General features: G+C 64.4%; 20 protein-coding genes. 13 read left to right on the top strand and 7 right to left on the bottom strand.

Annotation, left to right across the window (positions count from 1 at the left end; translation table 11 throughout):
* Positions 1–139: 139 nt before the first annotated feature.
* The 6 genes from gndA to NMG46_RS05880 form a co-directional block, all read right to left on the bottom strand.
* Positions 140–1564: an NADP-dependent phosphogluconate dehydrogenase gene (gene gndA / locus NMG46_RS05905; RefSeq protein ID WP_254816770.1), complete on the bottom strand. Its 1425-nt coding sequence runs from the start codon at positions 1562–1564 to the stop codon at positions 140–142.
* Positions 1565–1830: 266 nt separating this feature from the next.
* The gene (locus NMG46_RS05900) at positions 1831–3471 is read right to left on the bottom strand and encodes a copper resistance CopC/CopD family protein (RefSeq protein ID WP_254816769.1); all 1641 of its coding nucleotides are present in this window, start codon (positions 3469–3471) and stop codon (positions 1831–1833) included.
* A gap of 52 nt (positions 3472–3523) precedes the next feature.
* Complete coding sequence (locus NMG46_RS05895) at positions 3524–4042, bottom strand: YcnI family protein (RefSeq protein WP_254816768.1); 519 nt, start codon at positions 4040–4042, stop codon at positions 3524–3526.
* Between the two features lie 25 nt (positions 4043–4067).
* Entirely contained in the window at positions 4068–4604 is a 537-nt protein-coding gene (locus tag NMG46_RS05890) for a copper chaperone PCu(A)C (protein WP_254816767.1), read from the bottom strand.
* Positions 4605–4703: 99 nt separating this feature from the next.
* On the bottom strand, positions 4704–5057 hold the full coding sequence (locus tag NMG46_RS05885; protein WP_254816766.1) for a DUF2946 family protein: 354 nt from the start codon (positions 5055–5057) through the stop codon (positions 4704–4706).
* Between the two features lie 119 nt (positions 5058–5176).
* Positions 5177–6079 carry a GntR family transcriptional regulator gene (locus NMG46_RS05880; protein ID WP_254816765.1) on the bottom strand — a complete coding sequence of 301 codons (903 nt, stop codon included), beginning with the start codon at positions 6077–6079 and terminating at the stop codon, positions 5177–5179.
* Positions 6080–6335: 256 nt separating this feature from the next.
* Between NMG46_RS05880 and NMG46_RS05875 the strand changes: the two genes are divergently transcribed.
* From NMG46_RS05875 to NMG46_RS05855, 5 genes are all read left to right on the top strand, one after another.
* Entirely contained in the window at positions 6336–7841 is a 1506-nt protein-coding gene (locus NMG46_RS05875) for an altronate dehydratase family protein (RefSeq protein WP_254816764.1), read from the top strand.
* Positions 7842–8170: 329 nt separating this feature from the next.
* Positions 8171–9166: an ABC transporter substrate-binding protein gene (locus NMG46_RS05870; RefSeq protein ID WP_254816763.1), complete on the top strand. Its 996-nt coding sequence runs from the start codon at positions 8171–8173 to the stop codon at positions 9164–9166.
* Between the two features lie 100 nt (positions 9167–9266).
* On the top strand, positions 9267–10820 hold the full coding sequence (locus NMG46_RS05865; RefSeq protein ID WP_254816762.1) for a sugar ABC transporter ATP-binding protein: 1554 nt from the start codon (positions 9267–9269) through the stop codon (positions 10818–10820).
* Positions 10817–11782 carry an ABC transporter permease gene (locus NMG46_RS05860; RefSeq protein ID WP_254816761.1) on the top strand — a complete coding sequence of 322 codons (966 nt, stop codon included), beginning with the start codon at positions 10817–10819 and terminating at the stop codon, positions 11780–11782. Before NMG46_RS05865 ends, NMG46_RS05860 begins: the two co-directional genes overlap by 4 nt.
* A 70-nt stretch (positions 11783–11852) precedes the next feature.
* Positions 11853–12869, top strand: coding sequence for a zinc-binding alcohol dehydrogenase family protein (locus NMG46_RS05855; protein WP_254816760.1), 1017 nt, complete (start codon positions 11853–11855; stop codon positions 12867–12869).
* Positions 12870–12887: 18 nt separating this feature from the next.
* On the opposite strand, the gene phnF is transcribed toward NMG46_RS05855, so the two are convergent.
* The gene (gene phnF, locus NMG46_RS05850) at positions 12888–13631 is read right to left on the bottom strand and encodes a phosphonate metabolism transcriptional regulator PhnF (RefSeq protein ID WP_254816759.1); all 744 of its coding nucleotides are present in this window, start codon (positions 13629–13631) and stop codon (positions 12888–12890) included.
* Positions 13632–13764: 133 nt separating this feature from the next.
* Here phnF and phnG point away from each other — a divergent pair, with 133 nt between their 5' ends.
* From phnG to phnC, 8 genes are all read left to right on the top strand, one after another.
* Positions 13765–14226: a phosphonate C-P lyase system protein PhnG gene (gene phnG, locus NMG46_RS05845; protein ID WP_254816758.1), complete on the top strand. Its 462-nt coding sequence runs from the start codon at positions 13765–13767 to the stop codon at positions 14224–14226.
* Complete coding sequence (phnH, locus tag NMG46_RS05840; RefSeq protein WP_254816757.1) at positions 14226–14837, top strand: phosphonate C-P lyase system protein PhnH; 612 nt, start codon at positions 14226–14228, stop codon at positions 14835–14837. Before phnG ends, phnH begins: the two co-directional genes overlap by 1 nt.
* A gap of 1 nt (position 14838) precedes the next feature.
* Positions 14839–15951 (top strand): carbon-phosphorus lyase complex subunit PhnI, encoded by a 1113-nt coding sequence (locus NMG46_RS05835; protein WP_254816756.1) that lies wholly within the window; start codon positions 14839–14841, stop codon positions 15949–15951.
* Positions 15948–16859, top strand: coding sequence for an alpha-D-ribose 1-methylphosphonate 5-phosphate C-P-lyase PhnJ (locus tag NMG46_RS05830; protein ID WP_254816755.1), 912 nt, complete (start codon positions 15948–15950; stop codon positions 16857–16859). Before NMG46_RS05835 ends, NMG46_RS05830 begins: the two co-directional genes overlap by 4 nt.
* Complete coding sequence (phnK, locus tag NMG46_RS05825) at positions 16856–17632, top strand: phosphonate C-P lyase system protein PhnK (RefSeq protein ID WP_254816754.1); 777 nt, start codon at positions 16856–16858, stop codon at positions 17630–17632. Before NMG46_RS05830 ends, phnK begins: the two co-directional genes overlap by 4 nt.
* Before the next feature lie 211 nt (positions 17633–17843).
* A complete protein-coding gene (phnL, locus tag NMG46_RS05820) occupies positions 17844–18551 on the top strand; it encodes a phosphonate C-P lyase system protein PhnL (protein WP_254816753.1) in 708 nt (235 codons plus the stop codon).
* Positions 18548–19165, top strand: coding sequence for a DapH/DapD/GlmU-related protein (locus tag NMG46_RS05815; RefSeq protein ID WP_254816752.1), 618 nt, complete (start codon positions 18548–18550; stop codon positions 19163–19165). Before phnL ends, NMG46_RS05815 begins: the two co-directional genes overlap by 4 nt.
* Before the next feature lie 217 nt (positions 19166–19382).
* Positions 19383–20231, top strand: a complete 849-nt coding sequence (gene phnC / locus NMG46_RS05810) for a phosphonate ABC transporter ATP-binding protein (RefSeq protein WP_254816751.1) — start codon at positions 19383–19385, stop codon at positions 20229–20231.
* The last annotated feature ends 17 nt before the right edge of the window (positions 20232–20248 follow it).

Raw genomic sequence — 20248 nt, 5'->3', positions numbered from 1 at the left:
CTCCGCCGATACCGATGAGACCGTCAATCGTCTCTACCGGCATAGCAAGGTTCCTGGCGCGACCCGCCCCCAGTTGGTCGCTGGAGATGTCTGCGTTCTGGCAACCGCAAAATTGGATTCTAAGTCCAAGCACGAAGCACTAACCCGCCGCGCCGCTTCCCCACGGGCCATGGAAAGCACCTTGCCCATCGATGCGCTCGAAGCCGTGCGCGCCGAAGAAATCGCGTTGCGCCTGGATCAGGTTCGAAGTGCCGCGGCCCTGCCGATAACTGTCGAAATAGGCAAGTGCAGATGACAGGGCCGGCACCGGCGAGCCGGCTTCGGCCGCCCTTGCCACGACACGGCGAAGCGACGGATGTGCCTCCTGCATCAACGAGACGAAAGCCGGCGCCATCAACAGGTTGGTGGCCGCACCGCCGGCGCCGAAGGCCGCCGCCATCGTATCCAGCAATTGCGAGCGTATGATGCAGCCGGCCCGCCAGATCTTGGCGATGACCGGCATTGGCAGGTTCCAGTTGAATTCCTTCGACGCGCCGCTCATCACCGCGAAGCCTTGCGCGTAGGCGGCGATCTTGCCGGCAAACAGCGCCAGTTCGAGATCGGCGAGCAGGGCGTCCCTGTCTCCGGAAATCTTGCTCACGCCGCCGCCATAGACCTTTTCGGCGGCCAGCCGCTCGTCCTTGATCGACGACAGCACGCGTGCCGCCACCGCCGCCTCGATCGCGGTGGCCGGGATGCCGAGTTGCTGCGCTTCGATCACCGACCATTTGCCGGTGCCCTTCTGGCCGGCGCGGTCGAGGATGATGTCGACCACCGGTTTGCCGGTCTTGGGATCGTCGGCGGCCAGCACCTTGGCGGTGATCTCGATCAGATAGGAGTTGAGCCGGCCCTTGTTCCAGCCGGCAAACACCTCGCCGATCTCCTTCGGCCCGATGCCCAGGCCGTCGCGCAGGATGCCGTAGATTTCGGCGATCATCTGCATGTCGGCATATTCGATGCCGTTGTGGATGGTCTTGACGAAATGGCCGGCGCCGTCGGTGCCAAGCCACGCCGCGCAAGGCTCGCCCTTGAACTTGGCCGAGATCGCGGTCAGCACCTTTTCGACGCGCTTCCAGGACTCTTCGGTGCCGCCGACCATGATCGAGGGACCGTGGCGTGCGCCCTCCTCGCCGCCGGACACGCCCATGCCGATGAAGGTCAGGCCCGAATCGGTAAGCTCCGAGAAGCGCCGCATCGTATCGCGGAAATTGGCGTTGCCGGCGTCGATGACGATATCGTTGGCCGACAGCACGCCGCGCAATGCCGCGATCTGCTCGTCGACCGGCTTGCCGGCCAGCACCATGATGATGATCGGCCGCGGCGGCCGGATCGCGGCGGCCAGTTCCTGGAGGCTGTAGCAGGGCACCACCCTGTCCCTGAGCGCGCCGGCATTTTCGACAAAGGCATCGGTGCGCGCCGCCGTGCGGTTGAAGACGGCGATGCGGTGCCCCTTCTCGGCGATGTTGAGCGCCAGGTTGGAGCCCATCGTGCCAAGGCCGATCAGGCCGATTTCGGCTTTTTCCATCGTTTCTTCCCTGCTTTCGGATCTTGTTGGTTTGAGCCCGCGATTGGGTTGGACGCCCATTCTTGATGGCGATGATTGACGGGGGTTCGCGGCCGCGTCAACCGCCTCGCCGAATTGTCTTGCAGCCGGGGCGTGTTGAGATTCAGGTCAGGCCGAGCCGAAAATGGTGGTTTCCGAGAACCGGAGCGGAGCGTACTTAAGTACGTGAGCACCGGAAGCGCAGGATACCACCATTTGCAGGCCGGCATCACCTGAATATCAGCACGTCACTCCGGCCTAATGTTGATCGGCGCCTCTATCTTCACCATCTCGAAATCGGAGACCAGGATATCGAGCCGCGCCGTCCACCGGCCGGCGACCGGAATGACGAGATCGTCGACGCGCCAGGTGCCGTCGCCAAGCCTCGTCGCCGGGCGCTTGATGGGTTCGATGCCGGAATCGGGCTTTGACAGCACCAGCGTCACCTGCTTGGCGTCGAGCGGGCCGAAATCGCCGGTCATGATGAAGATCGAAGCGGCAACAGGCCCGGCATGGCCGGGCGCAATACTGAGGTCGGCCATCGCTTGCAGCGTGTGGATGTGCACCGACGCCGGCTGTGCCGCGGCGATCGCCAGCGCGCGCGGCGGCGGCGTGAAGCGCCAGCCGGCGGCAACGCCGAAGATCGCCAGCACGATCAGCAGCTCGATAAAGATCGAGCGGGCCAGCCGCCGCTGGACCTCCGTATTTCCTGCCTCAGCCAGGGCCGTAAGCTTGAAACGATTGACGGCGGCGAGCGTGAACAGAAAGACGAGCAGCGCCAGCTTGATCAGCAGCAGCCGGCCGTAAGCGGTATGGACCAGCGCCGACGGCGTTTGCACCTGGATGACGGCGAGCACGATGCCGGCTGCCGCAAGCACGGCCACGACGAACAGGATCGCTCGCGAAAACCGGCGCAGCAACGGCCCGGCTTCGGCCGGCTGCCGTTTCAAGGCTAGACCGAGCGGCATCAGCGCGCCGGCCCAGACAGCAATGCCGACGCCGTGCAGAAACACCATCGGCCGGGTCAGCCATTGCGGCTCGGCGGCACTGGCATGCCCGCTGGCGGCTAATGCTGCGCCGACGCCGACCAGTCCGGCCAAGGCCAGCGGCTTTGCGTCGGCGGGCGGCACGACCAGCGACAACAGGCCAAGGCCGAGCGCCATCAGCGCGATCAGCACCGTCCAGCCGAAGCTGGTGCCAAGCCCGGTCTGCCAGATGACCGGCTGCGCCAGCCGGGCAAGCGGCGCGCCAAGCGCATCCAGGCCCTGGAAACCAAGCGACAGCGGTGCGGCGGCCAGCCCGCACAGGATCGCAGCGGCGACAAGCTTCTGGCCGGATCGCCCGCCTTGTGCCAGCCAGCCCAGCGCAAAGGCACCGCCGACGCCGAAAAACAGGCCGATATACAGAAAAACCTTGCCAATCCAGATCGCCGTTCGAAGCCCCCGGTCAACGGCATCGGAGGCGGCCGGCGCAGCACCCGGTGTGCCGACCGAGAACAGCACCGAGCCGCCGACCGGATGCCCGTCGGCGGAGATGACCCGCCAGCTCAGCACATGCGTGCCCGATTTCAGCGCCTGCGGATTGTCGATCTCGACGGTCTGGCCGCTGAGCCGGAAAGAGCTCAGCGGGACCGACGTGCCGTCGGGCCGCACCAGTGTCAGCACCAGCGGCGAAACCGGCTCGCTGAAAGTCAGCGACAGCTGCGACGGGCTCTGCGTCAGCACCGCACCATCAGCCGGCTCGGCCTTGATCAGCGCTGCATGGGCGAAGGCGGGATCAGGCATGGCAATTACGGCGAGCAGCACGATGGCGGCCAGCAGGCCAGCCACAAGCCGGCCAGAATAGTTGCCGGCCATGCAAGCTTGCCGCAGTAAGGATGCCGCGCTCATCTCACCGCCAAGAGCAGCGGCGCGCTCATCCGCCAAAGCGCGCCGCCGGAGCTCACTTCTTCGGCAGCAGCTTGAGGCCGGGCGCCGGAAATTCCAGCGCATCCTCAGCCTGCCCGGCCGCCGGAATCTCGATCCAGCGATCGGCAACGCCGTCACATTCCTGCACCACCGGGAAATGCAGCATCTGGCCTGCCGGCAGGTCGGATGCCAGTGTCGCGCGAAAGACGAATTCGTCGTAGAATTCGTCCGGCAGGCTGCCGGCGCTCCAGTCGATCTCCTTGACGCCGCTGGTCACTGCCTGGCCGTAGAGCTGGTAGGACCTCTCGTATTTGCCGTTCTTGACCTGCAGCGTCCAACCCGGCTTCGGCATCGGTTTGACCGAAAGCACCCCTTCCGGGATCTGCACGCGCACGGCGGTCGTCGCCTTGCCCTCGCAGCCATGCGGCACCCGAAGAACCGCCTTGTAGGTCGAGCCCACCGCCGCCTCCGGCGTTTCGAGCGTGATGTGGGCAAAGGCCGCGCTGGTCCCGAGGACAAGAAGCACGCAGCCGGGCAAAAGAGATTTCTTCATGATGGTACCTCTCGAAGCGGCCAAGTCAGTGGTCGTCCTGCGGCGCCGCGCTGCCGATGCCTTGCACGGCGAATTCGATCTGCACGGGCCCGGCTTTTTCGAAGGTCAGCGTTGCGGAGAACATTTCGCCCTCCTTGGGCTGCCGCTTCAAATCCATGAACATCAAATGATAACCGTTGGGCGCCAATGCGACCTTGCCGCCAGCCGGGATTTCGAGGCCGCCGGTGACCGGCCGCATGGTCATGACGCCATTGCTGACGCCCATCTCGTGCAGTTCGGCCTTGGCCGAAATGTCGGAGGTGATCGACAGCAGGCGATCCGGCGCACTGCCGGTGTTGGTGATGGTGAAGTAGCCGCCGGCTACCTTGGCGCCAGCTGGGGTGGCGCGCGACCAGGGGTGCCCGATCTCGAGATCGCCAAGCTTGAACTCGTGTGCCGACACGATCTGGGCGCTGGCGAACAGGAGGGCAAGAACGCAAAGGGCGATGCCGAGACGCTGCTCGAAACGACCCAGTGCGAGGCGCCTGCGGCTGGATGCGGCAGCGCGAAAAGAGTGAGACATGATTGCTCCGTGGACTTTAAGGGACCGCGCCGACGGCCGGTCGCGAACGATGTCGATAAACGCGCCGGCAAAGGGTTGCGCGGCGCGAACCAGAACGGATCAGGCCGTCGCCGGTGGTGCGCGCGGATTGGACGGAGTGCGGGCGCGGGCGAAATCGCGATGCCGGAAGGCCGGCAGGAAAAAGGCGATGGTTTCGACGGAGAGGCTGCGAGCCAGGCTCCCGGCATCGGGCGGCGCGTAGACCGCTGAAACGAGGTTGCAGCCAAGCATGCAGCAAGCCGGCATGTGCTGATGATGCGGATCGCCGGCGGGGAGTTCCGCCGCACCGTCATGGGTGCAGATCGTGTTGCCGAAAGCATCGAATTGCGAGGCGTTCGGCTCGCCGCCTGAAGCAAACGCGCCGAACATCGACTGGAGCACGAAAAGCCACGCCGCGGCGAACGCGACCGGCATGCTCCATCGTCTCCGGCGTATGGTCAAGAACCAGCCTCTTCACGCAGCAACGTCAACTCTCTAGCACGGAGCCGGCGGCCGGAAAATCGCCAAAACGTTGCTGCGGCAACGCAACACAATCACGCGCGTTGCGGCTGACTGCCCTCTGGAATGGACGTCAGCAGCGTGTGGCAGGCCGATTTCAGGTGCTTGCGGCAGGCGGCGTCGACCTTGGCGAGATCGCGCGATTTGAGCGCGGCGATATAGGCGAGATGCTCCTGGACCGCGACTTCGTTGCGCTCGCGCTCCTGCGCCTTGTTCCACTGGTAGTGGTAGTGGAAGATCATGGCGATGACGTCGTAGAAATCGACGATGAAGCGGTTGTGCGACGCCCGGTGGATCAGCCGGTGAAAGCGCTCGTCGAGCTCGGAGAATTCGTTGAAACGCACGGCGATCTCGCGCGCCAGCAGGCGATGCTCGTCCTCCAGGCGGTCGAGGTCGACCCACACCGGGCTGTCCTCGGGCAGAGCGGCAAAGGCTGCGGCCGAGCGCAGTTCGAACATTTCGCGGATTTCGGTCAACTCCAGCGCAAAGGCGCGGGTAAAGCCTTTCAGCACCCAGTGGCTGTTGCGGCGCTTCTCGATCAGCCCGAAGCGCGAGAAGCGGATCAGGAATTCGCGCACGCTGGTGGTGCCGACGCCGATCTCGCGCGCCAGCTCGAGCTCGTTGATCTGCATTCCGGCTTCGGCACCGCTGGCAAGCAGCCGCAGCATGAAGGAACGCTCGATGATCTCGGCAAGCGTGTCGGTTTCTTCCTCGGGGAAGAAATCATCCGGCCGTGGCTCGCGCAGAACCGTCTTGCTGCGCTTGTTCCAGTCGATCAGCCCGGTCTCTTCCATGCGCGCAAGGATAGTGCGGACTGTCGTGCGGCTGACGCCGAGCAGCGTACCCAGTTCCGGCTCCGAAGGCAGGCTCCTGGTTTCGTCGAGCAGCCTCAGACCGCGATTATAAGCGTCCTTGTAAACGTTGTTGCTCTTCGACATCCCCTGCCCCGTGGCGCATTGGCGATTGCGGCCGGTTTGAAGCGTTTCGCGCGCATGAAATCGGAATCGCTTCGCAAAACACCATGCGCAACGCTAGTCTTGGTTGTAGAGCCTACTTCACGCATCCAAAAGACGCGTCGCGCTCTGGCGAAAAAACAATTGACGCAAAAATGTTTTTTCCCGATAAAAGACATTATATGTTAAGAGCCGCGTGTCAATCCGCTCGCGCACCCAGGAACACACCCAGGAAGCTCCCGTGAACGCCGCAAACAGCATTCTTCTGTCTCCCGCCGACAATGTCGCGGTCGCCAATGGCCGCATCGAGATCGGCACCGTGCTGCCGGGCGGCGCCGTCGCCGCCGCGCTGATCGAGCCGGGCCACAAAGTGGCGATCAAGCCGATTGCGGCCGGCGAAGCCGTGGTCAAATATGCCCAGGCGATCGGCCGCGCCACGCAGGACATCGCGCCCGGCGAGCATGTCCATTCGCACAATCTGGTCTTCGAAAGCGGGCGTTTGCCCGTGGTGCCGCCGAGCGAGGCAGTGCATGCGACCGAGGCCGACCGCGCCCGCACCTTCATGGGCTACCGCCGCGCCGACGGCCGCGCCGGCACGCGCAACTTCGTCGGCATTCTCGCCAGCGTCAATTGCTCGGCCACCGTCTGCCACGCCATCGCTGACGCGGCGAACCGCACGCTTCTGCCGCAATATCCCGGCATCGACGGCTTCGTCCCGATCGTCCACGGCCAGGGCTGCGGCATGAGCGCCACCGGCGACGGCATGACGGTGCTGCACCGCACGCTGGCCGGCTATGCCCGTCACCCGAATTTCGGCGGCGTGCTGATGGTCGGGCTCGGCTGCGAGGTCAACCAGCTCACCCTCTATGGCCAGAAGGGCGTTGCCGCGGGAAAACGTCATTTCAACATCCAGGAAGCCGGCGGCTCGCGCAAATCGGTCGAGAAGGCGCTGGTCGTGCTGGCCGAGATCGCCGAAGAGGTCGGCAAGCTTCAGCGCGAGCCGATCCCGGTCAGCGAGATCGTCGTCGGCCTGCAATGCGGCGGCTCCGACGGCATGTCCGGCATCACCGCCAATCCGGCGCTGGGTGCCGCGGTCGACATCCTGGCCGGCGTCGGCGGCATCGGCATTCTCTCCGAAACGACGGAGATCTATGGCGCCGAGCACCTGCTCGCCTATCGCGCCGCAACCCCCGAGATCGCCGCCAAGCTCGACGGTTATGTGAAATGGTGGGAGGACCACGTCGCCAAGCATGGCGCATCCATCGACAACAATCCCTCACCGGGCAACAAGCGCGGCGGCCTGACCACCATCCTGGAAAAGTCGCTCGGCGCGGTCGCCAAGGGCGGCCAGACGCCGCTCAACGGCGTCTTCGGCTATGCCGAAAAGGTCACCGGGCACGGGCTGGTGTTCATGGACACGCCCGGCTACGACCCGGTCTCGGCCACCGGCCAGGTGGCGGGCGGCGCCAACGTCATCGTCTTCACTACCGGCCGCGGCTCCTGCTTCGGCTGCCGGCCGACGCCGTCGATCAAGGTCGCCAGCAACTCGACTATGTACCACGCCATGGAAGAGGACATGGACGTGAATTGCGGCGTCATCGCCTCGGGCGAAAAGACCATTGCCGGCATGGGCCGCGAGATCTTCGAGCTGATCGTGGAGACAGCTTCGGGCCGCAAGACCAAGAGCGAGGAATTCGGCTACGGCGACAACGAGTTCGTGCCGTGGCATCTCGGCGCGACGCTCTAGGCCTTACCGTCCGGGAAGTCGCGAGCACCTGACGTGAACGCCAGGTGTCACAGTTCGTACACCGCCAAAAACGAATGTACATTCCATATTGACTGGTTGATGGAATTAATATTCCATGCGGGATATTGAAGCAGATTGGCAGCGGAGTTCCGACAGAAAAAATCTTCCATCCAGCCATTCGAAGCGGCCATCAAACAGCGCTTGCGCCGACCGAGATGATGCACTATCAAAATACGGTAAATGTTTTTTATTGATAAAGTTCCGTTTGGGCCGCGCCATCCGAATGGAGCTTCCGTAACATTCACCGGGCGACTTAGGGAGGACTCCTAATGAAATTCGTGACCAGCATTCTCAACCGCCGCGCCTTCGTGGCACTCGCAGCCGCGTCGATGCTTGCCGGCGTGATGCATTCGGCTCCGGCATCCGCGGCCGACGTAACCATTCCGATCATCGTCAAGGACACCACGTCCTTCTACTGGCAGATCGTTCTGGCCGGCGCCCGCAAGGCCGGCAAGGATCTCGGCGTCAACGTGCCGGAGCTCGGCGCCCAGGCCGAGACAGACGTCAACGGCCAGATCTCGATCCTTGAAAATGCCGTCGCCGGCAACCCGGCGGCCGTCGTCATCGCGCCGACCGAAGCCAAGGCGCTTGGCAAGCCGATCGATGAGGCCGCCACCAAGGTCAAGATCATCGGTATCGACTCCGGTGCCGACTCCAAGGCCTTCACCTCGTTCCTGACCACCGACAACATCCAGGGCGGCCGTGTCGCCGCTGACGGCCTTGCCGCAGCCATCGGCGAAGCCAATGGCGGCAAGGTCGAGGGCGACGTCGCCCTGATCACCGCGCTTCCGGGCGCCGGCTCGCTCGAACAGCGCGCCCAGGGTTTTAAGGAACAGCTCGCCGCCAAATATCCCGGCCTCAAGCTGGTCGCCGACAAATACGCCGACGGCCAGGCCACCACCGGCCTCAACATCGCCACCGACCTGATCACCGCCAACCCCAACCTCAAGGGCATCTTCGCCTCCAATCTGATCATGGCGCAGGGCGTCGGTCAGGCGATCGCCGAGAACAATCTTGCCGGCAAGGTCGCGCTGGTCGGTTTCGACAGCGACGAGAAGCTGATCAAGTTCCTCAATGACGGCGTCATTTCGGCTCTCGTCGTTCAGGATCCGTACCGGATGGGCTATGACGGCATCAAGACGGCGCTCGCCGCCTCGAAGGGCGAGAAGGTCGAGGCCAATGTCGACACCGGCGCCAACCTGGTCACCAAAGCCAACATGAAGGATCCGAAGATCGACGCGCTGCTCAACCCCAAGCTCGACTGAGCATCGCCACAAGTGAACTGTTTCCGGGGCCTTTGCCCCGGAAACATCCCACTCGCGCCAATCGTCAGGCCATCTGGCGGGCCAATCTGGGAGGATTGTCATGATGTCGACGGCGCAGGAACTCCATCCGGCCCCAACGCTGGAACCGGGCAGGACCATCCTCGAACTCCGCGGCCTGGAAAAACGCTATCCCGGCACCCACGCGCTGAAGCCGGTCGACCTCGCCTTCAAAGCCGGCGAGATCCACGCCATCGTCGGCGAGAACGGCGCCGGCAAATCCACCCTGATCAAGCTTCTGACCGGCGTCATGCCGCGCACCTCCGGCGACGTCATCTGGGAGGGCAAGCCTGCCGCATTGGCAACGCCGCATGAGGCGATGGCGCTCGGCATCAATGCCGTGCATCAGGAAGTGGTCCTGTGCCGCCATCTCACCGTCGCCGCCAATATGTTCCTCGGCGAGGAGGATGCACGTTTCGGCATCCTGCAGCAGCGGGCGATGGTCAGGCAGGCGCAGAAGATCATCGACGACCTAGGCTTCGACCTGCCCGCGCATGTCATGCTGGGTGACCTGACCATCGGCCAGCAGCAGCTGATCGCCGCCGCCCGCGCCACCGTGCGCGGCACCAAATTCCTGATCTTCGACGAACCGACCGCCTACCTCACCCGCAAGGAGGCCGACCAGCTGTTCACGCTGATCCGCCGGCTGAAGGGCGAAGGCGTCACCATCATCTACATCAGCCATCGCATGGAAGAAGTGTTCGAGCTCGCCGACCGCGTCTCGGTGCTGCGCGACGGCACGCTGGTCGGCACCAGGAACATTGCCGAGACCAATGACGCCGAGCTGGTCAAGATGATGATCAACCGCTCGATCGAGCAGGTCTACCACAAGGAGCATTTCACCTTCGGCGCGACCATCGTCGAAGCCAGGAACCTGTCGGGCAAGGGCTTCGAAAATGTCTCGATGTCCGTCCGTGCCGGTGAGATCGTCGGCCTCTATGGCCTGATCGGCGCCGGGCGCAGCGAGTTCGTCACCACGCTCTATGGCCGCCACCGCAAATCGGCCGGCCAGATCCTCTGGGAGGGCAAGGAGGTCAAGGTCAATTCCGAACATGACGCGATCAGGCTCGGCATGGCGCTGGCCCCCGAAAGCCGCCGCGACCAGGGCCTCTGCCTCAACCTGCCGGTCGGGCTCAACCTCAATCTGCCGATCTACAAGCGCATCTCGAGCAATCTGCTGATCTCGCGCGCGCAGGAAAAGGCGCAAGCCGATCGCCAGATCGCCGACCTGCGCATCAAGACGCCGACACGCAGCGCCCTGGCCTCCAGCCTGTCCGGCGGCAACCAGCAGAAGATCGTCATCGGCAAATGGCTCGCCCACGGCGCCAAGCTGTTCATCTTCGACGAGCCTACCGTTGGCGTCGATGTCGGCACCAAGGCCGAGATCTACCGCCTGTTCGGCGCGCTGCTATCCAAAGGAGCCGGCATCATCCTGATCTCGTCCTACCTGCCCGAGGTTTATGAACTCGCCGACACGCTGCATGTGTTCCGGCGCGGCAAGCTGGTGGCTACGCACGGGTTTCGGACCGCTGATCACGAGGAGATCCTCACCCAGGCGCTGGCCGAGAAACAAGAAAGACCGGGAGGACGGATATGAGCACCGAGGCGATCGCTGCCGAAAGGCCGAAACGCAACTATAACGCCCTGTTCGGGCTGACACTGCTGGCGCTGCTGGTTCTTTTGTGGGTCATTCTGTCGGTGGCGACGCCGAGCTTCGCCTCGGCCAACAACATCTCGAACCTGTTGCGGCAAGGGTCGATGATCGCCATCCTGGCGGTCGGCCAGACCTTCGTCATCATCACCGGCGGCATCGACCTTTCCGTCGGCGCCGTCGTCGGCTTCGCCACAGTCGTCGTCGCGATGCTGATCAACGCCGGCACACCGGTGTTCCTGGCCATCCTGATCACCTTGCTGGTCGGCGTCGCCATCGGCATGTTCCACGGCTTCGGCATCGTCAAGATGGGCCTGCCGCCCTTCATCATCACCCTGGCGACGCTGACCTCGCTGCGCGGCATCGGTCTGTTGATGACCAACGGCAACTCGATCTCGATCAACAACGATGCCTTCCAGACGTTCTCGCGCAGTTCCTTCGTCGGCGTCCCCAATCTGTTCTGGATGGTGATCCTGGTCGGCATCCCGGCCTTCATCTTCCTGCACCACAGCCGCTGGGGCCGCTATCTGTTCTCGGTCGGCTCCAACGCCGAGGCGTCGCGCCTGTCAGGCGTCAACGTCCAGCGCACCATCTATATGGCCTATACGCTGTCGGGGCTGTGCGCGGCCTTCGTTGGCGTGCTGCTTGCCTCGCGCATCGGCATCGGCAATCCGACACAGGCCGAGGGCTGGGAATTGCAGGCGATCGCCTCCTCGGTTATCGGCGGCACCTCGCTGTTCGGCGCTGTCGGCTCAGTGCACGGGCCGCTGCTCGGCGCCTTCATCCTTGCCACCATCAACAACGGCGCCAATCTGCTCAACGTCAACGCCTTCTGGCAGCGCATCATCACCGGTGTGCTGATCATCGTCATCGTCTATTTCGACGGGCTGCGCCGCCGCGGCAAATAGACCGCCTCCCCACAACCGCCGGCCTCGCGACAGCAGAGCCGGCGGTGCCATGAACCGACTGGATTGAAGCATGAAAGCCGTCGTCTGCCGCTCGCCCGGCGAACTTGTCCTCGAAGATCGTCCGGCGCCTGGCGCGCCGCCAGCCGGTTGGGCGCTGGTCGCCGTCAGCCATGTCGGCATCTGCGGCACCGACTATCACATCTTCGAAGGCAAGCACCCGTTCCTCGCCTATCCCCGCATCATGGGCCACGAAGTTTCCGGCACCGTGATCGAGGTTGGTGAGGGCGTCGATCTGGCAATCGGCGAACCGGTGGTCGTCAATCCCTATCTCGCCTGCGGCAAATGCATCGCCTGCCGGCAAGGCAAGCCGAATTGCTGCGTTAAGATCGAGGTGCTCGGCGTCCACCGCGACGGCGCCATGTGCGAGCAAATCCTGGTGCCGGCGCAAAATCTTTATCCGGCAAACGGCTTGTCGCTGGCCGATGCTGCTGCCGTCGAATTCCTGGCGATCGGCGCCCATGCCGTGCGGCGCTCGCTGGCTGATCCAGGTGCGCGCACGCTGGTCATTGGCGCCGGCCCCATCGGGCTCGGCACGGCGCTGTTCGCCCGCATCGCCGGGCTCGACGTGACGCTGCTCGACATGAGTGCGGAGAGGCTGGTTTTCGCCGAAAGCGAACTCGGCTTCGCGACCCTCGACGGCTCGCAGACCGCTGCTGCGGACCTGGTGCGGCAAGCAACCGACGGCGACGGTTTTGACATGGTTTTCGATGCCACCGGCAACACCCAGTCGGTGCAGTCGGCCTTCGCCCATGTCGCGCATGGCGGGGCGCTGGTGCTGGTCAGCGTCGTCAAGGACGACATCGCCTTTTCCGATCCCGAATTCCACAAGCGCGAGATGATGCTGATCGGCAGCCGCAACGCGCTGCGTTCCGATTTCGACCATGTCGCCGCCTCGATCCGCAACGGCGCGGTGCCGTTGGCTAAGCTCGTCACGCACCGCACGACGCTTGGCGAAACGCCGCACGATCTTGCCCGCTGGACGCATGAGAAGTCCGGCCTGATCAAGGCTGTCATTCAGGTCGGATGATGCCGGGGCTGGCGCATCTCAGAGCGCCGACAGTTTGAGCTCGATCCGCTCGGCCGGGAAGCGCGACTCCGAAAACTGGATCGGCTGACCGTCGGGCGTGACGTTGACGGCGACCGTCACCAGCACGATGGCGCCGGGCTGCAGGTCGAGGTCCGCAAGGTCGGCGGCATCGGCATGGCGCGCCGACAGCACCGTCGATTGCCGGAGATAGTCGCTGACGCCGAAGCGTGCCAGCGATGCGGTGATCGAACCCGTTTCCGCCATGGCAGCATCGATCCCGGCAAAGCGCCTGGCATCGAACCAGCCGGCAGCGCGGGACACCGGCATTCCATCGGCTTCGCCGCGCGTTTCCAGGCGTATCACGTCGACCCCCTTTGCAAGGCCTAAGCTCTCTGCGACACGACGGTTGGCAGGCTCGACCGATGACGCAAGCAAGGTGATATGCCGCTCGGACGCCTGTCCTTGCAATCCCTCCGAAAAGCGGGTGCGGGCGCCGATCGGATATGACAGCCGCCTGCGCGACAGCACGAAGGTGCCCCGCCCCTGCTCTGCCCTGAGCACACCCTCCTGCACCAGCGCTGCAATGGCGCTGCGGATGGTGTGGCGGTTGACGCCATAGCGCTCGGCAAGTGCCACCTCCGGCGGCAACGCCGCATTTTCGGGAAAATCGCCGACAGCAATCGAATGCAGGAGCTGATCGGCGATCTGCCGCCACAGCGCGACTCCGCTGCGCCGTTCGATGCTGTTGGCTTGTCCGATCATTTTCTGCCCCAACCTTTGCGCCCCTCTTCTCGCCCTTGTCATGCACCCGTCATAGACACCCATTAGATAATAGGTATAATTTGTATAATTGTCTATATCAATAGACAAATTTCGATGCAAGGGAGTGTTAACCATGCGAGGACAGGAAGCCCGCGATCAGGCTGAGCGCAAGGCCGTTATGGCAACGCTGGCGCAATCGACCGGCGACGATATCGTCCGTCTGTGGAACGAAGCCGGCCTGCCTTCTGAGGCGGAACTCCTGCGCGGCCCCGAAACCGGCCTGGTCACCGTGCGTGGCCGCATCGGTGGGGGCGGCGCGCCGTTCAACATTGGCGAGGCGGCGGTCACCCGCGCCACCGTCAGGCTCGCCTCGGGACAGGTTGGCCACTGCTATGCGCTCGGCCGCGACAAGCAGAAGGCAAGGCTGGCGGCAATCGCCGACGCGCTCTGGCAGGACCCGGCTCACCGCAACGAGGTCGAGGCCAGGCTCGTCGCGCCCTTGCGGGCGGCACTGGCCAAGGCCCGTGACCAGCGCCGCGCCGAGACGGCGGCGACCAAGGTCGATTTCTTCACCATGGTACGCGGAGAAGACTGATGGACATCGTGACCCAAGCGATTGAAGGCGGCTTTGCCGATCCGGTGTTCGACGCCCAGACGGTCTTCCGGGCAGTGATGGACGCGATGGCCCGGCCGGGCAAACTGCAGCCCCTGCCGGTCTTTACCCGTCCACCGACGCCGCTGTCAGCCACCGCGGGCGCCATTGCGCTGGCGCTGTGCGATAACGACACGCCGCTCTGGCTCGACCCCGCCTTGCAGGCTTCAGCGACGGTGAAATCCTGGCTTGGCTTCCATACCGGCGCGCCGCTGGCCAACACCCCGGCCGACGCGCATTTCGCGCTGATCGCCACGCCGGCTGAGATGATGGCGCTCGACGGGTTTTCGCAAGGCACCCAGGATTATCCCGATCGCTCCACGACGCTGATCCTCGAGGTCAGCGATCTTGTCTCCGGCGCTCCGCTGCTGCTCGAAGGCCCGGGCATCGAGAAGACGGCGACGATCGCGCCGGCGCAAATGCCGCGCCATTTCGTCGAGCAATGGAAGCAGAACAACCAGCGCTTTCCGCGTGGCGTCGACATCATCCTCGCCACATCCGAAGCAATTGCCTGCCTGCCGCGCACGACGCGCATCAAGACGATGGAGGCATAGGATGTATGTCGCGGTAAAGGGTGGCGAAGCGGCCATTCGCAACGCCCACAAACTGCTCGCCGACCGCCGGCGCGGCGATCGTTCGGTGCCCACACTTCGCCTCGACCAGATCGTCGAGCAGCTGGCGCTCGGCGCCGACCGGGTGATGAGTGAAGGTTCGCTCTACGACAGGGAATTGGCGGCACTGGCCATCGTCCAGGCGCGCGGCGACATGATCGAGGCGATCTTCCTGGTTCGCGCCTATCGCACGACGCTGCCGCGTTTCGGCTACACCAGGGCGATCGACACCGGCACGATGCTGGTCGAGCGGCGCGTGTCGGCGACCTACAAGGACCTGCCCGGCGGCCAGCTGCTCGGCCCGACTTTCGACTACACCCACCGGCTGCTCGATCCGGAGCTTGCCGCCGGCGGCGAAGTCGCCGAGCCGGAGCAGCGTGCCGGCGAGGCGGAAGCCATGCCGCGCGTGTCGGCGATCCTCGCCCGCGAGGGCCTGATCGAATCCGACGGCGACATGCCTGAAGATCATGTCCCCGGCGACATCACCCGCGAACCGCTCGCATTCCCGATGGCGCGCGACATCCGCCTGCAGGCGTTGTCGCGCGGCGATGAGGGGTTTTTATTGGCGCTCGGCTATTCCACCCAGCGCGGCTATGCGCGCAACCATCCCTTCGTCGGTGAAGTCCGTATCGGTGAGGTCGAGCTGGCGCTCGACGTGCCGGAACTGCCTTTCGCAGTGCCGCTCGGCAGTATCCGCGTCACCGAGTGCCAGATGGTCAACCAGTTCAAGGGCTCGGCCAAGGCGCCGCCGCAATTCACCCGCGGCTACGGCCTTGTCTTCGGCCAGAGCGAGCGCAAGGCGATGGCCATGGCGCTATGCGACCGCGCGCTGCGTGCCTCGGAGTTGGGTGAGGATGTCGTCGCCGCCGCCCAGGACGAGGAGTTCGTCATCTCGCATTCCGACAATGTCCAGGCGACCGGCTTCGTCGAGCATCTGAAGCTGCCGCACTATGTCGATTTCCAGGCTGAGCTCGACCTCGTGCGCCGCATGCGCGCCGAGCACGACGCCCGCGAAAACGCCGGCAAGGCCGAAGAGAAGAGAGAGGCCGCGGAATGACCGCACAACCAACCGACATCGCCACCTACAACTTCGCCTATCTCGACGAGCAGACCAAGCGGATGATCCGCCGGGCGATCCTCAAGGGCATCGCCATCCCTGGCTATCAGGTGCCGTTCGCCTCGCGCGAAATGCCGATGCCCTATGGCTGGGGCACCGGCGGTGTGCAGGTCACCGCTTCGATCATCGGCCCGGATGATGTGCTCAAGGTCATCGACCAGGGCGCCGACGACACCACCAATGCCGTCTCGATCCGCGCCTTCTTCAAGAAGGTCGCCAATGTCGCTGTCACCACTGAGACGGCGAAGGCGACCATCATCCAGACTCGCCACCGCATCCCCGAGCATCCGCTGAGCGCGGGTCAGGTGCTGGTCTATCAGGTGCCGATCCCCGAACCTTTGCGCTTCCTCGAACCGCGCGAAACCGAAACACGCAAGATGCACGCGCTGGAGGAATACGGCCTCATACATGTGAAGCTTTACGAGGACATCGCCAAACATGGCCGCATCGCCACCACCTATGCCTATCCGGTCAAGGTCGAAGGCCGCTATGTGATGGACCCGTCGCCGACGCCGAAATTCGATAACCCGAAAATGCACCGTTCGCCGGCCTTGCAATTGTTCGGCGCCGGCCGCGAAAAGCGCATTTATGCACTGCCGCCCTTCACCGACGTGGTCAGCCTCGACTTCGAGGACCATCCGTTCGAGGTGCAGACCTTCGACCAGCCCTGCGCACTGTGCGCGGCCGAGAACGTCTATCTTGACGAAGTTATCCTCGACGACCATGGCGGCCACATGTTCGTTTGTTCCGACACCGACCATTGCGAGAAGCGGCGCGAGCAAGGCCATCGCGGCCATCTTGCGCCCGAAATCCCTCTTGCCCTGGAAAAAACGGAGCCGGCGCAATGACCGACGAACCGCTGCTGCGCGTTTCGGCGCTGTCCAAATTCTACGGCTCGCGCGTCGGCTGCGAGGACGTCACCTTCGATCTGTGGCCGGGCGAAGTGCTGGCTGTCGTCGGCGAATCCGGTTCCGGCAAGACCACTTTGCTCAACTGCCTGTCGACAAGGCTACTGCCCAGCTCCGGCACCGCCAGCTACCGCATGCGCGACCGCCAATTCCGCGAGCTCTATCGCATGAGCGAGGCCGAGCGCCGCTTTTTGATGCGCACCGATTGGGGTTTTGTCCATCAGAACCCCGCCGACGGGCTGCGCATGACGGTGTCGGCCGGCGCCAATGTCGGCGAGCGGCTGATGGCGGTCGGCGACCGTCACTACGGAAAAATCCGAGCCACGGCGGTCGACTGGCTGTCGCGCGTCGAGATCGACGAAGACCGCATCGACGACGAGCCGCGCGCCTTTTCCGGCGGGATGCGCCAGCGCCTGCAGATCGCCCGCAACCTCGTTACCGGCCCACGGCTGGTGTTCATGGACGAGCCGACCGGTGGTCTCGACGTGTCGGTGCAGGCACGTCTGCTCGATCTGCTGCGCGGGCTGGTCACCGACCTCGGCCTGGCGGCCATCGTCGTCACCCACGATCTCGCGGTGGCGCGGCTGTTGTCGCAGCGCATGATGGTGATGAAGGACGGCCGCGTCGTCGAAAGCGGCCTCACCGACCGGGTGCTCGACGACCCGCGCGCGCCCTACACCCAGTTGCTTGTCTCCTCGATTCTGCAGGTATGACGATGATTGCTCCGGCGTACCCCCCTCTGGCCTTCCGGCCATCTCCCCCTCCAGAGGGGAGATCAGCAGTTTTTATGTCCCGCCCGTTCTGCGACACAGGAGAATGGCGAAACCGAATGCGACAGCCAATCTCCCCCCCTGAGGGGGAGATGGCCGGCAGGCCAGAGGGGGGTGTTGGCCCGCAGACGAATGACGATTGGAGAACCCTCTGATGGCAACCCCGCTCGTTGTCTCCGACGTCGCCAAGAGCTTCACCATGCATCTGCGCGACGGCATCAAACTGCCGGTGGTCGCCAGCGTCTCGTTCGCGATCAGGGCCGGCGAATGCGCCGTGCTCGGCGGCCCGTCCGGCGCCGGCAAGAGCTCGATCCTGAAAATGCTCTACGGCAATTATGCCGCCGACGAAGGCCAGATCATCGTCCAGCACGAGGGCGGGCTGATCGATCTCGCAACTGCCAGTCCGCGCACCGTGCTTGCCGTGCGCCGGCTTACCATCGGCTATGTCAGCCAATTCCTGCGCACCGTGCCGCGTGTCTCGGCGCTCGATGTCGTCGCCGAGCCGCTGGTCGAGCGCGGCGAGGAGCGTGAGGTCGCGCGCGGCAAGGCACGTGCCTTGCTGGCGCAGCTGAACCTGCCGGAAAAACTCTGGGCGCTGCCGCCGGCGACGTTCTCCGGCGGCGAACAGCAGCGCGTCAACATCGCGCGCGGCTTCATCACCGAGCATCCGATCCTGCTGCTCGATGAGCCGACCGCCTCGCTCGACGTCAGGAATCGCGACGTGGTGATTGCGCTGATCGCCGCCAAGAAGGCGGCGGGCGTCGCTTTGCTCGGCATCTTCCATGATCACGACGTGCGTGAGGCGGTCGCCGACCGCGTCATCGACGTGACCGCCTTCGCCGCCGGAAAAATCGCCGCATGACGAGGAAACTCTCGGAAACACCGCTGGTCCACGAGACGGCGGAAGTAGAGAACTCAACGCTTGGCCGCTGGACCGAAGTCGCCGAGCGCTGCCGGATTTCGGAAAGTGCGTTGGGCGACTATTCCTACATGATGCAGGACTGCGGCGTCTGGTGCGCGACGATCGGCAAGTTCGCCAACATCGCCGCCAATGTGCGCATCAACGCCACCAACCACCCGACCTGGCGGCCGACGCTGCACCATTTCACCTATCGCGCCTCGGACTATTGGGACGACGCCGAGCACGAGAGCGAATTCTTCGCTCAGCGCCGCGCCAAGCGCGTCACCATCGGCCACGACACCTGGCTTGGCCACGGCTCGACCATCCTGCCGGGCGTCACCGTCGGCGATGGCGCCGCGGTCGGCGCCGGCGCGGTGGTGTCGAAGGATGTCGCGCCCTACACCATCGTCGGCGGCGTGCCGGCCAAGCCGATCCGCGAACGCTTCGACCGCCGCACCGCGGAGCGCTACCAGGCGCTCGCCTGGTGGGACTGGGACCACGCTCGGCTACGCGCCGCGCTCGACGATTTTCGGGAACTGTCGGCGGAGGCTTTCCTGGAGAAGTATGGCGGCTAAGGGGTCGTGAAATGGTGAATTGGGCAGCGGACAGATTTCGAGGCTCAGGAAAGCCTTTCTTGTCACCATTCACCATTCGAGCCTCTCGTGGATTGGCCGCGCCGCTCCAGGCTGTGGGCAGTAACAAAACTGACATCGTTCCGACACCGCAGGTTCATGCGGCTGCGCTAGCGAGGGTTAACAGACCTTCAATTGCGATTGGACTGGAGCCTGCACCATGTCAGCTACGCTCGAAATCCGCGGCGTCACCCGCCGGTTCGGCAAGAACACCGCCGTCAGCAATGTCGACATCGCGATCCCGCACGGTCAGATGGTCGGCATCATCGGCCGTTCCGGCGCCGGCAAATCGACGCTTCTGCGCATGATCAACCGCCTCGTCGATCCCAGTCAGGGATCCATCCTGTTCGACGGCGTCGAGGTCTCCGGGTTGCGCGGCTCGCCGCTCCGGCGATGGCAGCGCGACTGCGCCATGATTTTCCAGCAGTTCAATCTGGTGCCGCGCCTGGACGTGCTGACCAATGTGCTGCTCGGCCGGCTCAACCACCGCTCGACGCTGTCCAACCTGTTCGGCATGTTCTCGCGCAGTGAATGCGCCGAGGCTGTTGCCGTCCTTGAGCGTCTCGACATCGCCCGCACCGTACTGCAGCCCGCCGGCACGCTTTCCGGCGGCCAGCAGCAGCGCGTTGCTATTGCGCGTGCCATGATGCAGCAGCCGAAGGTGCTGTTGGCGGACGAGCCGATCGCCTCGCTCGATCCGCTCAACGCCAAGGTGGTGATGGATTCGCTGCAGGACATCAATTTGCGCGAAGGCATCACCGTCATCACAAATCTGCATACGCTTGATACGGCCCGCAACTATTGCAACCGTATCATCGGCATGGCCGCCGGCAAGGTTGTCTTCGACGGCCCGCCCGAAGACCTCAACCGGGAGGCCGTGCGCATGGTCTACGGCGCCGACAGCAATGGCGGCGAAATCTCCGAGGCCATCACCTCGACCAGCGTCGCCATCAAACAGAAAATCGCTGCATCCGCCGGACCGCTCGAGCCCGTATTCCCTGGCTACTGAGAACGGCCTGATCGCCC

The organism is Mesorhizobium sp. LMG 17147, from assembly GCF_024297145.1.
Lineage (GTDB): Bacteria > Pseudomonadota > Alphaproteobacteria > Rhizobiales > Rhizobiaceae > Mesorhizobium.
The sequence above is the reverse complement of the archived record's forward strand: the minus strand, read 5'-3'. Positions and strand labels throughout refer to the sequence as shown.